The organism is Methylocystis sp. (genome assembly GCF_050246715.1).
Classification (GTDB): domain Bacteria; phylum Pseudomonadota; class Alphaproteobacteria; order Rhizobiales; family Beijerinckiaceae; genus Methylocystis.
In genome coordinates this window covers 23,512-36,839 of sequence record NZ_JBFWVN010000005.1, presented here as the reverse complement: position 1 = coordinate 36,839, position 13,328 = coordinate 23,512, and the positions used below count along the sequence as shown (strand labels likewise).

Sequence of the window (13,328 nt, the reverse complement as noted above, 5' to 3'; positions counted from 1 at the left end):
GAATTCGATCATCATTCGGCCGCCACGCGGATTGGATCAGGATGCGGATTGGCCGCATATTGATCGATGCGCTTCTCGATCACGTCGCGGAAATGGGTGATCAATCCCTGAATCGGCCATGCTGCGGCGTCGCCGAGCGCACAGATCGTGTGGCCTTCGATCTGCTTCGACACGTCGAACAGCATGTCGATTTCTTTCTTATGCGCGCGGCCTTCGACCATGCGCTGCACGACACGCCACATCCAGCCGGTGCCCTCGCGGCACGGCGTGCACTGGCCGCAGCTTTCGTGCTTATAGAAATAAGAGAGGCGCGCGATGGCGCGGATGATGTCGGTCGATTTGTCCATCACGATCACCGCCGCCGTGCCGAGGCCCGAGCCGAGCTTGACGAGACTGTCGAAATCCATCGGACAGTCGATGATCTGATGCGCCGGCACGCAGCGCACCGAGGAGCCGCCCGGAATGACCGCGAGCAGATTGTCCCAGCCGCCGCGCACGCCGCCGCAATGGGTCTCGATCAATTCGCGGAAGGTAATCGACATCGCCTCTTCGACATTGCACGGACGATCGACGTGCCCGGAAATCGAAAAGAGCTTCGTGCCGGTGTTGTTGGGCTTTCCGATGCCGGCGAACCAGGCGGAGCCGCGGCGCAGAATGGTCGGCGTCACTGCGATCGATTCGACATTGTTGACTGTCGTCGGGCAGCCATAGAGGCCGACATTGGCCGGAAACGGCGGCTTTAACCGCGGCATGCCCTTCTTGCCCTCGAGGCTTTCGAGCAGCGCGGTTTCCTCGCCGCAGATATAAGCGCCGGCGCCATGATGGACGTAAAGATCGAACGGATAGCCGTGGACATTGTCCTTGCCGATCAGCCGCGCCTCATAGGCCTCGTCGACGGCCGTCTGAAGCGCGATGCGCTCGGCGATAAACTCGCCGCGGATATAGATGTAGCAGGCATGCGCGCCCATGGCGTAGCTCGCGACGAGCGCGCCTTCGACCAGCGTATGCGGGTCGTTGCGCATGATCTCGCGATCCTTGCAGGTGCCGGGCTCGGATTCGTCGGCGTTGATGACGAGATAATGCGGCCGCTTGGGATCGACTTCCTTCGGCATGAAGGACCATTTGAGGCCCGTCGAAAATCCCGCGCCGCCGCGCCCGCGCAGGCCCGAGGCCTTCACCTCATTGATGATCGCGTCGCGGCCCTTGTCGAGCAGCGCCTTGGTGTTGTCCCACTGCCCGCGCTTTCTCGCGCCAGCGAGCGATCTGTCGCCGAGGCCGTAAAGATTGGTGAAGATACGATCCGCGTCGGAAAGCATGATTTTTCCTCTTCCCTCCGCTACTTCGCGCCGTCGCCGTAAAACGACGTCAGGCTCGTGAGCTTGCCGACCGGCTCCGAAGAGACGCGGCCGATCTGCGAGCCGGTCTTCACCGGACGACCCGCGGCGAGATTGTCGAGAAGCTTTTCGAAATTCTCCGCCGTCAGATCTTCGTAATAGTCGTCGTTGATCTGGACCATCGGCGCGTTGCAGCAGGCGCCGAGGCACTCGACTTCGAGCCAGGAGAAGAGACCGTCGTCGGTCACTCGGCGCTGAGGGCCGACCCGGCGCTGCAGCACGTCGATGATCTCATCCGAGCCGGCAAGCATGCACGGCGTCGTGCCACAGAGCTGGATGAAATATTTGCCGACCGGCGCCAGATTGAACATCGAATAGAAGGTCGCGATTTCGAGCACGCGAATCTTCGCCATGCCGAGCGCGTCAGCAACTTTTTCGATCGCCGCCTGCGGCAGCCAATTGTCGTTCTGCTTTTGCGCCTGCCACAGCGCCGGCACGACCATGGACGCCTGTCGGCCGTCCGGGTATTTGGCGATCTGCCTGTCGAGCCACGCCCTGTTTTCTGGCGTGAACTCGAAGCTTGCAGGTTGATCTTCGGCGAGACGACGGACGGACATTAGCGATCGACCTCCCCGAATACGATGTCGAGCGAACCCAGGATCGCCGAAACGTCGGCGAGCATGTGGTTCTTGCAGAGAAAATCCATGGCCGAGAGATGTGCGAAACCTGGCGCGCGCAGCTTGCAGCGATAGGGCTTGTCGCCACCGTCCGACACGAGAAACACGCCGAATTCGCCCTTGGGCGCTTCGACCGCGGCATAGACCTCGCCTTCCGGCACGTGAAAGCCCTCGGTGAAGAGCTTGAAATGATGGATCAAGGCCTCCATCGACCGCTTCATCTCGCGACGCGAGGGCGGCGTGATCTTATGATTGGGCGTCAGCACCGGGCCGCGGTTTTCGGCGCGCATCAGCTTCTCGACGCATTGTTTCATGATCGAGGTCGACTGCCGCATCTCTTCCATGCGGATCACGGCGCGATCATAGCAATCGCCATGCTTGCCGACCGGAATGTCGAACTCCATCTCCTCATAGCATTCGTAAGGCTGCGCCTTGCGCAAATCCCAGGCAGCGCCCGAACCGCGCACCATCACGCCGGAGAAGCCCCATTTCCAGGCGTCTTCGAGCGAGATGACGCCGATGTCGACATTGCGCTGCTTGAAGATGCGGTTGCCGATGAAGAGTTCGTCGAGATCTTCGACGACCTTCAGGAACGGATCGCAAAAGGCGCCGATGTCTTCGACGAGCTGGTCCGGTAAATCGCGCGCAACGCCGCCGGGCCGAAAATAATTGGCGTGCATGCGCGCGCCCGACGCGCGCTCATAAAACACCATCAGCTTCTCGCGCTCCTCATAACCCCACAGCGGCGGGGTGAGCGCGCCAACGTCCATCGCCTGCGAGGTGACGTTCAGGAGATGCGACAAAAGCCGGCCGATTTCGGCGTAAAGCACGCGAATGAGCTGGCCGCGACGCGGAACTTCGACGCCAAGCAGACGCTCAATCGCGAGACAGAAGGCATGCTCCTGATTCATCGGCGCGCAATAGTCGAGCCGATCGAGATAGGGCACGTTCTGCAGATAGGTCCGCGCCTCCATCAGCTTCTCGGTGCCGCGATGCAGGAAGCCGACATGCGGATCGACGCGCTCGACGACCTCGCCGTCCAGCTCCAGGATGAGGCGCAGCACGCCATGCGCCGCCGGATGCTGCGGTCCGAAGTTGATGTTGAAGTTGCGCAGTCCCTGGGACTCGGGTTTTGCCGGCGCGGATGTTTGATCGTTCATTTCGACGCGCTCACTTGCTCGCCTTCTCGTCGCCAGGCAGGTCGTAACTCACGCCCTCCCATGGCGAGAGGAAATCGAAGTTGCGGTATTCCTGGCTGAGCCGCACTGGCTCATAGACCACGCGCTTCTGTTCGTCGTCGTAGCGCACCTCGACGAAGCCGGTCATCGGGAAGTCCTTGCGGAGCGGATGACCGTCGAAGCCGTAATCGGTCATGATGCGGCGCAGATCGGGATGGCCGGAAAAAATCACGCCGAAGAGATCGTAGGTCTCGCGCTCGAACCAATCGGCGCCGGGATAGAGCGCGGTCAAGGAGGCGACCGGCGTCTCTTCCGACGCCGGCGTCTTGATGCGGATGCGGCGGTTGTGTTTCGGCGACAAAAGATGGGCGACGACGTCGAAACGCTCGGCGCGCTCGGGGTAATCCGCCGCCGTCACGTCGATGAAGCACGCGAAGAGGCAGTCCGGATTGTCGCGCAGATAGGTCGCCAGCTCGAGCCAACGCGGTCGCGCCACGGTCAGCGTGAGTTCGCCATAGGCGACCTTCACATCCGTGACCGCGCCTGGCAAGGCGCCGCTGATCTTCGCGCCGAGAGTCTCCAATTCAGCCGACATCCTGGATTCCTTGGCGTGCCGCAATTCCCTCGTCCTTCGAGACGGCGGCTGCGCCGCCTCCTCAGGATGAGGGAATTGCTTGACCCGAACCCGCCCTCATCCTGAGGAGCCCGCGCAAGCGGGCGTCTCGAAGGACGAGGGCGGACACTCCCTCAATTTCGCGTGCTAGCGCTCGATCGTTCCCGTGCGCCGGATTTTCTTCTGCAGCAGCAGCATGCCGTAAACGAGCGCCTCCGCCGAAGGCGGGCATCCCGGCACATAGACGTCGACCGGAATGATGCGATCGCAGCCGCGCACCACCGAATAGGAATAGTGGTAGTAGCCGCCGCCATTGGCGCAGGAGCCCATCGAGATGACGTAGCGCGGCTCCGGCATCTGGTCGTAGACCTTGCGCAGCGCCGGCGCCATTTTGTTGGTCAGCGTGCCCGCGATGATGATGCAGTCCGACTGGCGCGGGCTGGCGCGCGGCGCGAAGCCGAAGCGCTCCAGATCATAGCGCGGCATCGCCGCCTGGATCATCTCGACCGCGCAGCACGCGAGGCCGAAGGTCATCCACATCAGCGAGCCGGTGCGCGCCCAATTGATGACGTCGTCCGTGGCGGTGACGAAAAACCCCTTGTCGGCGAGTTCGTCGTTCAGATGAAGAAAGAACGGGTCGTCCGATCCGACCGGCTTGCCGCTGCGCGGATCGATCAGCCCTTTGGCCTGCGGCGCGATCAGGGTCTGGCGCGCGCCTTCCTTCTCGATCAATCCCATTCCAGAGCTCCCTTGCGCCACTCGTAGACGAAGCCGACGGTGAGCACGCCAAGGAAGACCATCATCGACCAGAAGCCGAAGGCGCCCGCTTCCTTGAAGGCCACCGCCCAGGGAAAGAGAAAGGCCACTTCAAGATCGAAGACGATGAAAAGGAGCGACACGAGATAGAAGCGCACGTCGAATTTCATGCGCGCGTCGTTGAACGGATTGAAGCCGCACTCATAGGCGGACATTTTTTCGGGGTCCGGCGCCTTGAAGGCGAGGAGGAACGGCGCGACGAGCAGCGCGCCGGCGATCACCGCCGAAAGCGCGATGAAAATCACCAGCGGCAGATATTGTTCGAGCAGCAGGGGCATCGAGTCTTGTCCGACTTCGGCGGGGCGAGGGCCGGTCGCGGGAGCGTTTCCTTGGCTGTTTTCCTTAGAACGACTCCAGGCCGCGCGTTCCGTAACAAAGGCCATTGTGCAAAGCAAGAGAGGAAGCGCCAGGCCAGCGAATTGGCCGCAGCCTTGAATTAAGGCGCCCTAAAAACGGGCGGTCGGTTACTCTGGCGTCGAAAGGCGCGACAAAGTCGCCGCCGCCCCGAATTCCTTGAAGCGCGCCGCCCGCCGGACCATGGCCTCGGCGTCCGCGCCCCAAGCGCGCGTCTGCCAGTCTTCATCGACATTGGCGGCGTCCCAGGCGGCGGCCACGTCGATTTCACCCAGCGCCGTCGCAAGCGCAATGATCGCCGAACCCGTGAGCGTGGTCATGACGCTTAGAGCCGCGAGCCTGAGAGGCGCGCCGGCGCCTTCGCCCACATAGGCGCACAAGGCGTGGGCAAAGGCGTCGAGCGCCGCCTGCGGCTGTTCGATGAACATGACGCCCTCTGCGAGCGCGAGCTTGGCGCCAAGCCGGTCGCGGGCGAAGCCGACGAGCGGGTCCCAGACCGCCGATTGCGCCGCCGCCAGACTCTCGGGCTCCCCGGCGCGGTAGCAAATGAGGTCAGAGCCGGCATATTTGGCGACCTCAGCCTCGACCTCGTCCATCTGCGCCGCAACGCCATCGAGCGCCGTGTTCATCAGCTTGGTCAGCGGCATCGTCGCGGGATCGATCGTCTCGCCTTGGCTTGCCCATTCGGCGGCGATCGCCTCCGCCAGCGGCAATGACGGCGCGACCAGCGGACGGCGCGCCGGCGTATTGACCGGCCGGCCGTCGAGGAAAATCCCGTATCCGCCTTCCGCCTGCCCGGCGACCGCCTCCTTATAAAAGCGCTTCGGTAGAGGGCGCGCCGGATCGCGCGCGGCCTTCACCGGATCGCGCTCCGAGGGAGAGACGAAGAAATCCGAGCCGAGGCCGAAAGTCTCTTTTGACATATATCAATCCTTGTGAGGACGCCCTATGGAAACGCCCACCACCTCGTCATGGCTGGGCTTGTCCCGGCCATCCACGGAAGCCACGGCGCGGACGCCGCCGACAAGCGCGGCACTGGCCTCACGCGTCGGGCGCGTCCTCGATCGGGTCGTGGCGCTTCACGTCGAAGCCGAAAAGCTCCCAGCTTTTCTTCATATGGTCGGGCAGCGGCGCGGTCACGTCCAGAACGCCGCCGCCTGGATGCGGCAATACGAGCCGCCGCGCCAGCAGATGCAGCTTGCAGTCGAGCCCCTCGGGCATCGCCCGCAGCGGATCGCGCCGTCGAACCTCATCCTCGGGCCGATGGCCATATTTCGGGTCGCCGAAAATCGGATGGCCGATCGCCTCGGCATGGGCGCGCAGCTGATGGGTGCGGCCGGTCAGCGGCTTCATCGACAGCCAGGCGCAGCGCGGCGCGACCTTGTCGACGATGGCGTAATAGGTCAGCGAATGCTGGGCGTCGGCCTCGCCATGTTTGGCGACGCGCATTTTCTCAAGCTCCCTCGCGCCGCCCCGCGATTTCTCCATGCCGGCGCCTTTCGCGAGATAAAGCGAGATGCGGCCCTGCGCCGGCTTCGGCACGCCCTCGACCAGCGCCCAATAGATTTTCTTGGCCTGCCGCGAGCGGAATATCTCGCCGAGCTCCGCGGCCATCCGACGGTTCTTGGCGACGAGCAGCACGCCCGACGTGTCGCGGTCGAGGCGATGCACCAGAACGGGGCGCGTATCGCCCTTGGCGAGCGATTCCAGCATGCCGTCAATATGGCGGGTCTGGCCTGATCCGCCCTGAGTCGCCAAACCATAGGGCTTGTTAAGGACGAGGACGTCCTTGTCCTCATAGAGCGTCATGTCGGCCAGCGCACCGGCGTCCCGAGGGTCCGCGCGCTTGACCGCGGGACCCAACGGCGTCTCGATCCTTAGCGGCGGCACGCGAACCTTCTGCCCCTCTTCGAGCCGCGTCGAAGTCTCGACGCGCTTGCCGTCCACCCGCACCTCGCCCTTGCGACAGATTTTGGCAAGATGAGAGAGCGCAAGCGCCGGATAGCGGCGTTTGAACCAGCGATCGACGCGCATCCCCGCCTCGTCCTCGGTGACGACGGCGGTGGAGACGCCTGACGCGCTGGCGGTCGCGAGAGAATTTGGAGGAGCGGCCATGCCGGCTTATCGGCCAAAGGCGACCGCCTGTCGATTCGCGTGACGGCGATTTTTCCGGGGGAAGCGAGGGTGTTACACAAAGCCGCATCGCCTCGCGACGCGCTCACGCGTTAAGTTTCACAGGCCAATGGCGGCAAATCATTCAAGGCGCATCGGCGGCGGAGCGCTTCACAGTGGAAAAGCTTACGACGAATTCGATCGCCGGCGCACGGGCGGAAGACCGTCCGCCGCTCAGGCCCCATTGGCTGCATCCCGCCTCGACCGCTACGGTCGTTGGCATATTTTTGGCCTTCTTCGCCTCAGGAATTTATTGGCCGCAAACGATCGTCGATCTTGGCGGCATCAACGCAGACCTTATCCCCGAAGGCGTGTCTCTGGAGGCGGGCGATCCCGCGCCCGAAGGCGATTCGCTGGAAGACCCGCTGCCGCTCGAAGAAGCTTCGCTCACCGACGAGGGGATGGACGAGCTGATCGCCGATGAGCCGCCGCCCCCGCTGATCATGGAGCCTGACGAGATTCAGGCGCCGGAGAGAAAAGAGAAGGCGCAGAAAAAGCAAAAGGTCGAGAAGCCCAAGATCGAGAAGTCCAAGCAAGCCGAACAAAAAACCCGGGCGCGTCGCGAGGCCGCAACCGACGGCCGCCGCGCCGATCAGACCGGTCGGCGCTATGGGCTTCCCGGCGGCGCGGGTCAGGGCGCGGGCAGAGCGCGGATCGCCGGGCGCTACGGATTGCCTGGCGGCGGCGGCGATGGTTCGGGCGCAACGCAGGCGACCTGTCTGGCGCAGATCGCGGCGTCAATCCGCGGACATACGCCGACTGTGACAAGCCTCGGACCGGGATCGGTCGTCGTCACTTTCTATGTGAACGCCGGAGGTGGTCTTTCCGGCATTTCGGTTTCGGGCGGCAGCGCCGCGCATGCGGCGATGGCGCGGCGCATTGTCGCCTCTTCGCGCGGACCCGCGAGCTGCACTCCGGTCTATGCTCGGCAGGGCATCACGTTCCAGTAAGTTTGACGTCGCGAGGCCTCGGGAGGGCGCAGCAGATGGAATTTGCTCCAATGTCGCCGTTTGGCATGTTTCTTTATGCCGGACCGGTGAGCAAGGTGGTGATGGCGCTCCTACTCGCCGCGGCGGTCTGGACCTGGGTGCTCATTATCGACAGCCTTTTTGTGCTGGTGCGGTTGTCCAAGGCGTTGGATCGCGCGCGGGCGGGCGGCGATATCGGCGTGCTTTGGCCGATCGCTGAGGCGGCGCGGGAAGCGTCGCACGTCGAATTGCCTGAAGAACCCCCCCATCAAAAGCGGGCGCGCGTGCTGCAGCAGATGAACCGGGCCGCGGGCGAATTCATGCTCGACGCCGAAAGCGGGCTTCCCGTTCTCGCGATCGTCGCCTCGGCGGGCCCATTCGTCGGCCTGTTCGGCACGGTCTGGGGCATCATGTCGAGCTTCTCCGGAATCGCCCAGACGCAGGACACGAGCCTTGCCGTCGTCGCCCCCGGCATCGCCGACGCTCTGGCCGCGACCGCCTATGGGCTCGCCGCCGCGATTCCGGCGGCGATCGGCTACAACCGCATGGGCATGGCCTTCGGCGATCTGAGAGAGAAACTGAGCCGCTATGTCATGTCTTATGCGAGGTCAATCGCCTGACGACGACGCGCCATCTTGGCCGGGGAAGCCTCCTCGTTTAGAGTTTGCCCGCTTTTGATTTGCGCGAGGCTATGAATGAGCGATCGGTCCAGCGAGCAGGCGTTGCTCGATCGAGCCAATCTCGACGCCAAAATCGCTTTTGTGGCCGCGAGCTTCCTCCTCGCTTACGCCTTCGCGGCGCTGCTCGATCGCGTCGGCGCGCCGGAGCGCTTTGTCGGCGGCGCCCCGCCCTATTTCACCGTTCTCGGTCTGGCCACGCTCGGCTTCCTTCTGCATTCGATGCGGGTGTCGGTCTATTACACCGCCGGCCGCGCGCTGCCTGCCGCCTATGCCGGCTTCGCCAACGCCGCGATCGTGGTCGCCCTGATGTTGCCCTTCGGCGCCCGTCTCGCCGGACGCAGCTGGTCGACGGGCGCCATCGCCGGCGTCTTCGTCGGCCTCGCCGTCGCCGGACTTTATTTGGGTCCGCTGCTGCGCAAGACCGGCGTGTTCTCAATTTCCGAGCTTCTCTGCGCGCGTTTCCAAAGCGCCGCGACGCGAGTCGGCTTCATCGGCGCGGTGGCCCTGTCGTCGACGCTGCTCGCCGCCGCCGGCGGCCTGATCGCGGTTAATGCGCTCGTCGACCTCACCGGCGCCAATCGCGCTTTCGCGGCCTTTCTCGTCGCCGCGACAAGCCTGATCATCGCCGGTCCGGGCGGATTGTCGGGCGTCATGTGGGCGGCGGCGGCCGCCGCGGGCGTGGCGACGCTGGGCTTCGGCTGGCCGGTCGCGGCGCTTAGCGTCCGCGACGCTCTCCCGGCCGGCCTGATCTTCGGCGGCGAGGCCTGGACCGAAGCGGCAAACCTGCTGTCGAACTGGAAGGTCACTCCGGCGCAGCTTGGCGTTCCGGTTGAACTCGCCACCACGCTGGCGGCGGCGCTCGGGCTCGCGACGCTCGCCCCCGTGCTCGCGACCTCGCTGACGACCGCCGACAAGCGAAGCGCGCGGCGCGCCGGGGTCGCGGCCCTGTTCTGGACCATCGTCATCGCTCTGCTGGCGGCGGCGGCGATCGCCGCCTCGGCGCTCTCTCTCGCCCGCGCGACCGCGGGACAGCCGCCGGAACGCCTGCCGCACACGGTCTATGAGGCAAGCGCGCGCGGCCTGATCAGCGTTTGCGGCTATTCCGTGCGCGGGCCTTCCGAGGCGCAACGCGCCTGCGCCGCGAGAGGATACGCCCCTGGCGCGCCGCTCGCCGCCTCGGACATCCGCCCGATCGACGGCGACTTTTTGCTTGGCTTCCTGCCCCAGGCGGCGGAGCTCGGCGCGGCGTCTTCCGGGCTTCTTGCCTCTGCGCTGGTGGCGCTCGGGCTTGCGCTCGCCACGGCGAGCCTACAGGCCTGCGCGACCGCCTTCGGCCATGACGCGCTGTATCGGCTGCGCGGCGAGATCGACCTGACGAGCCGGCGCCTTGCGGTCAATCGCGTGACGCTGGTGATCGTCTCGACGCTCGCTTACGTCGCCGCCGTCGCCGGCGTCTTCACGCCCGGCGCACTGGTCGCCGCAGCGCTCGCGGTGTCGGCCTCCTGCCTCGCGCCCTCTCTCGCGCTCGCCTTCTGGTCCCGCGCCGGCGATCGCGAAGCGCTCCTCGCGCTTAGCGGCGGCGCGCTCGGCCTCTTCGGCGCCTTGGCCATCGCCGAGACGCCCAATCGCGTCGAAGTCTACGCGCTGTGCGCGCTCGTCGGCGTCACGCTCGGCGCCGCCTTCGGCCTGCTGTCCGGACTTGCGTCAAATAGCGAGAAGCCGGCGGCGCGCGCCTTCATCACCCGCATGCTGCGCGGCGACGCCCAGATGCTCGAACCCGACAAGGGGGCGTAGGCCGCACTGCCTTTAGGCGGAAGAAACCAGAGTGCGCATTTCGCGCACGCGCGCGGGCTAAGCCTGAGAAGGGGACTTTCGAGGGACGAGATGCACGATGCGCGCAAGCCGTCGCTCGGTGAGAAAGGCCAAGCTGAAAAGCTGAATGAAGTTTTCCGCCTCGATCAGTTCGAGGCCGATCGATTTCGGCGTCAGAACCTTGCGCGTGCCAAAGATGATGTCCCAAATCGAAAGGACGATTCCATAATTGCTGTCGTGCTCGCTGCGCAGCGTCGAGTGATGCGCCCGGTGCAAAGACGGCGTAATGATGAAATAGGACAGAATCGTCTCGCCGGGAATCGTGATGTTGGCGTGGTGAAACAGCACGAAGAACATGCGCGCGATCTCGCATGACACCACGATATGCGCCGGCGCGCCGATGAGAACGGCGCAGAAGCATTTCACGATCACTTCCAGCAGCTGATCGAAGACATGGAACCGCAGGCCGGTCGTGACGTGAAAGCTCTTGTCGCTGTGATGGATCTTGTGGAACAGCCAGAGCGCTTCCCATTTGTGGCCGAGATAGTGCCACGCATACACCGCGAAATCGAACAACACGAAGCTTGCGATCCATTTCCAAGGCCCGTCGGGCAAGCTCGATAGCAGGCCATAGCTCGAATAATTCGCGGCGACGACGAGCAGGCTGGAAACCGACAAGAGATTCATGATGACGTTGTTGATCAGGAACGCCGAGGCGTTGGTGGAGAATGACGCCTTCAATCCCGCGCCCGCGAATTTCTTGTAAGGACGGAATTTCTCGACGACCAGGAGGATCGAGAAAAGACCGAATACCGCGATCAGCAGCAGGTTCTCGATATGTGGCGCGTCGCTCATCGCCGACCTCGCTGGATTTTAATGGGCCGTCCAAGGACGCACGGCTAACGCGCGCCCGACCGAAAGATGGGCGTTTTTGCCGCCCTGAAGACAGGCAATGTTCGCCAACTTGCCTTCGTTTTTGGACGATGCGGAAGTTGTCGCCAGAATCGCCCTTGTCCGTCGCCCGAAAAAGCCTAGCTCATTCGAGGGAGCCCACCCTGTTTTGAACAAGGGCCTCGCATGCTGGGACTTAACGTCGATCTCCAAGGTTTGAGCCGGCCGCGGCCGCCGGCGGTCGGCGGCGTCGCCAGAACAGTGATTTCCCGGAAACGAGACGATGCTTTCAATTTTGTCGCCCGCGATTTTTTCGCCAACTACCCGCGATGGTGTCCGCAAGTCGTGGAGCTGGAGCCAAGCGAAGGCGCGCCGGCGCGCGTCGGGATGACCGCGCGTCAAGTCACGATGGAACGGGGCATTCGCAGCGAGAGCACATTTGAAATCGTGGCCGTCGAACGCCCGCGCCTTCTCGCGTTGGTAGGAATCTCCGAACCCTTCTCATCTTCCTATGAATTCGAGCGCGAGTCGGATGGAACGACGCTTATTTTCACCTTCGAATTGCGCGAGATCGAATTTTCGATGCGACCCTTCGTGAAATTGATTCGCGCCGCATTGCAGGACGGCGCGGAGCAGATCGTCGAAAATATCCGGGCGCTTCTCGAAACCGGCGCGCCTTCAGCAGAAACCGCAGACGCGTCAGAATGAAATCGAGGTCAAAGCGATGTTCGTTGTTCAGAAAGACGGTGGGATCATCCCGAAGATTCTGACGCAGATTCTCGATTCATGCGTCAACGGCGTCACGCTGGCGGACCCGGATCAACCCGACGCGCCGATCGTCTATGCGAACAAGGCCTTCGAAAACATGACCGGCTACGGCCAGGAAGAGATCATCGGCCGCAATTGCCGCTTTTTGCAAGGCGAGGACCGCGATCAGGCGGGGCTTGCGCCGCTGCGAGAGGCCTTACGCAAGCATGAACCCATCGAAGTGACGCTGCGCAACTATCGGAAAAACGGCGAGTTGTTCTTCAACAAGCTCAATCTCACGCCGCTCCTCGATAGTCGCGGCGAGGTGATCTACTATCTTGGCGTCCAATATGACGTGACCGAGCTTGTCCGCGCGGAAGCGGAAATCAACAAGCTGGGGGAGCGACTGAAGGCGCTGGAGAAGGCATAGGCCCTCTATCCATCTCCTGCATTTCTGCTATAAGGCCCCCGCACGCCCCGGCCCGCCGGGGCGGCTCCGTTTTCGCGCGACCCTGCTGGACGACATCCCGGCCCTGGCCGCGGAGCGCGGACCACCCTTAAAAACAAGGACACCCGATGTCGATTACGGCGGAGCGCAAACAGGCGCTCATCAAGGAATATTCCACCAAGGCGAACGACACCGGCTCGCCAGAAGTTCAGGTCGCGATCCTCACCGAGCGGATCTCCAATCTGACCGAACACTTCAAGACCCATGCGAAGGACAATCATTCGCGCCGTGGCCTCCTCAAGCTTGTCTCCCAGCGCCGCCAGCTCCTCGACTATGTCAAGGTGCGCGACGAACCGCGTTACAAGAGCCTGATCGAGCGGCTCGGCATCCGCCGCTAGGACGAGAGGACTGCGGGCCTATGGCCCGCACATGTTACCGCGAGCCTTCGAGCCCGCACATTGTACCGCGGGCCTTATGGCCCGCTTTTGAGGGCTGCGAGCCTGGAGGCTCGCGGTCCATCTACGCCAGAGCCGTCATGGCAGGATCGCCGGACGCTGCGCCGACGCTTTAAAGAAACATAGCTGCCGCAGCCTCTCGCCGTCTTGCTCATGACCAGCCGCTGGCGGCATGAGAGAAAG

General features: G+C 63.7%; 15 protein-coding genes. 6 read left to right on the top strand and 9 right to left on the bottom strand.

Translation table 11 applies throughout. The annotated features are described in order from the left end of the window. Window positions 1-11: 11 nt before the first annotated feature. The 8 genes from nuoF to AB7I51_RS03835 all read right to left on the bottom strand — a co-directional run bounded on the left by nuoF (window position 12) and on the right by AB7I51_RS03835 (window position 7,087). Window positions 12-1,316 carry an NADH-quinone oxidoreductase subunit NuoF gene (nuoF, locus tag AB7I51_RS03870; protein WP_428403922.1) on the bottom strand — a complete coding sequence of 435 codons (1,305 nt, stop codon included), beginning with the start codon at window positions 1,314-1,316 and terminating at the stop codon, window positions 12-14. Between the two features lie 20 nt (window positions 1,317-1,336). After that, window positions 1,337-1,951, bottom strand: coding sequence for an NADH-quinone oxidoreductase subunit NuoE (gene nuoE / locus AB7I51_RS03865; protein WP_428403921.1), 615 nt, complete (start codon window positions 1,949-1,951; stop codon window positions 1,337-1,339). Further along, window positions 1,951-3,171, bottom strand: coding sequence for an NADH-quinone oxidoreductase subunit D (locus tag AB7I51_RS03860; RefSeq protein ID WP_428403920.1), 1,221 nt, complete (start codon window positions 3,169-3,171; stop codon window positions 1,951-1,953). The genes nuoE and AB7I51_RS03860 overlap by 1 nt, the downstream gene beginning before the upstream one ends. A 10-nt stretch (window positions 3,172-3,181) precedes the next feature. Continuing rightward, window positions 3,182-3,784, bottom strand: coding sequence for an NADH-quinone oxidoreductase subunit C (locus tag AB7I51_RS03855; RefSeq protein ID WP_428403919.1), 603 nt, complete (start codon window positions 3,782-3,784; stop codon window positions 3,182-3,184). Between the two features lie 165 nt (window positions 3,785-3,949). Next, window positions 3,950-4,540 (bottom strand): NuoB/complex I 20 kDa subunit family protein, encoded by a 591-nt coding sequence (locus tag AB7I51_RS03850; RefSeq protein WP_428403918.1) that lies wholly within the window; start codon window positions 4,538-4,540, stop codon window positions 3,950-3,952. Next, window positions 4,531-4,896, bottom strand: a complete 366-nt coding sequence (locus AB7I51_RS03845) for an NADH-quinone oxidoreductase subunit A (protein WP_409981132.1) — start codon at window positions 4,894-4,896, stop codon at window positions 4,531-4,533. Before AB7I51_RS03845 ends, AB7I51_RS03850 begins: the two co-directional genes overlap by 10 nt. Before the next feature lie 186 nt (window positions 4,897-5,082). Next, window positions 5,083-5,895: an ATP12 family chaperone protein gene (locus AB7I51_RS03840; RefSeq protein ID WP_428403917.1), complete on the bottom strand. Its 813-nt coding sequence runs from the start codon at window positions 5,893-5,895 to the stop codon at window positions 5,083-5,085. 118 nt (window positions 5,896-6,013) lie between these two features. Beyond that, the gene (locus AB7I51_RS03835) at window positions 6,014-7,087 is read right to left on the bottom strand and encodes an RluA family pseudouridine synthase (RefSeq protein WP_428403916.1); all 1,074 of its coding nucleotides are present in this window, start codon (window positions 7,085-7,087) and stop codon (window positions 6,014-6,016) included. A gap of 173 nt (window positions 7,088-7,260) precedes the next feature. Between AB7I51_RS03835 and AB7I51_RS03830 the strand changes: the two genes are divergently transcribed. The 3 genes from AB7I51_RS03830 to AB7I51_RS03820 all read left to right on the top strand — a co-directional run bounded on the left by AB7I51_RS03830 (window position 7,261) and on the right by AB7I51_RS03820 (window position 10,586). After that, window positions 7,261-8,094, top strand: a complete 834-nt coding sequence (locus tag AB7I51_RS03830; RefSeq protein ID WP_428403915.1) for a hypothetical protein — start codon at window positions 7,261-7,263, stop codon at window positions 8,092-8,094. A 35-nt stretch (window positions 8,095-8,129) separates the two neighbouring features. Beyond that, the gene (locus AB7I51_RS03825; protein ID WP_428403914.1) at window positions 8,130-8,732 is read left to right on the top strand and encodes a MotA/TolQ/ExbB proton channel family protein; all 603 of its coding nucleotides are present in this window, start codon (window positions 8,130-8,132) and stop codon (window positions 8,730-8,732) included. 75 nt (window positions 8,733-8,807) lie between these two features. Then, window positions 8,808-10,586 (top strand): sodium:solute symporter, encoded by a 1,779-nt coding sequence (locus AB7I51_RS03820; protein WP_428403913.1) that lies wholly within the window; start codon window positions 8,808-8,810, stop codon window positions 10,584-10,586. A 57-nt stretch (window positions 10,587-10,643) separates the two neighbouring features. Here AB7I51_RS03820 and AB7I51_RS03815 read toward each other — a convergent pair whose 3' ends face one another. Continuing rightward, complete coding sequence (locus AB7I51_RS03815; RefSeq protein ID WP_428403912.1) at window positions 10,644-11,459, bottom strand: sterol desaturase family protein; 816 nt, start codon at window positions 11,457-11,459, stop codon at window positions 10,644-10,646. A gap of 222 nt (window positions 11,460-11,681) precedes the next feature. Between AB7I51_RS03815 and AB7I51_RS03810 the strand changes: the two genes are divergently transcribed. The 3 genes from AB7I51_RS03810 to rpsO all read left to right on the top strand — a co-directional run bounded on the left by AB7I51_RS03810 (window position 11,682) and on the right by rpsO (window position 13,088). Then, on the top strand, window positions 11,682-12,203 hold the full coding sequence (locus tag AB7I51_RS03810; protein WP_428403911.1) for an SRPBCC family protein: 522 nt from the start codon (window positions 11,682-11,684) through the stop codon (window positions 12,201-12,203). A 16-nt stretch (window positions 12,204-12,219) separates the two neighbouring features. Beyond that, window positions 12,220-12,672, top strand: coding sequence for a PAS domain-containing protein (locus AB7I51_RS03805; protein ID WP_428403910.1), 453 nt, complete (start codon window positions 12,220-12,222; stop codon window positions 12,670-12,672). A 146-nt stretch (window positions 12,673-12,818) separates the two neighbouring features. Further along, window positions 12,819-13,088 carry a 30S ribosomal protein S15 gene (rpsO, locus tag AB7I51_RS03800; protein ID WP_428403909.1) on the top strand — a complete coding sequence of 90 codons (270 nt, stop codon included), beginning with the start codon at window positions 12,819-12,821 and terminating at the stop codon, window positions 13,086-13,088. Window positions 13,089-13,328: the final 240 nt, after the last annotated feature.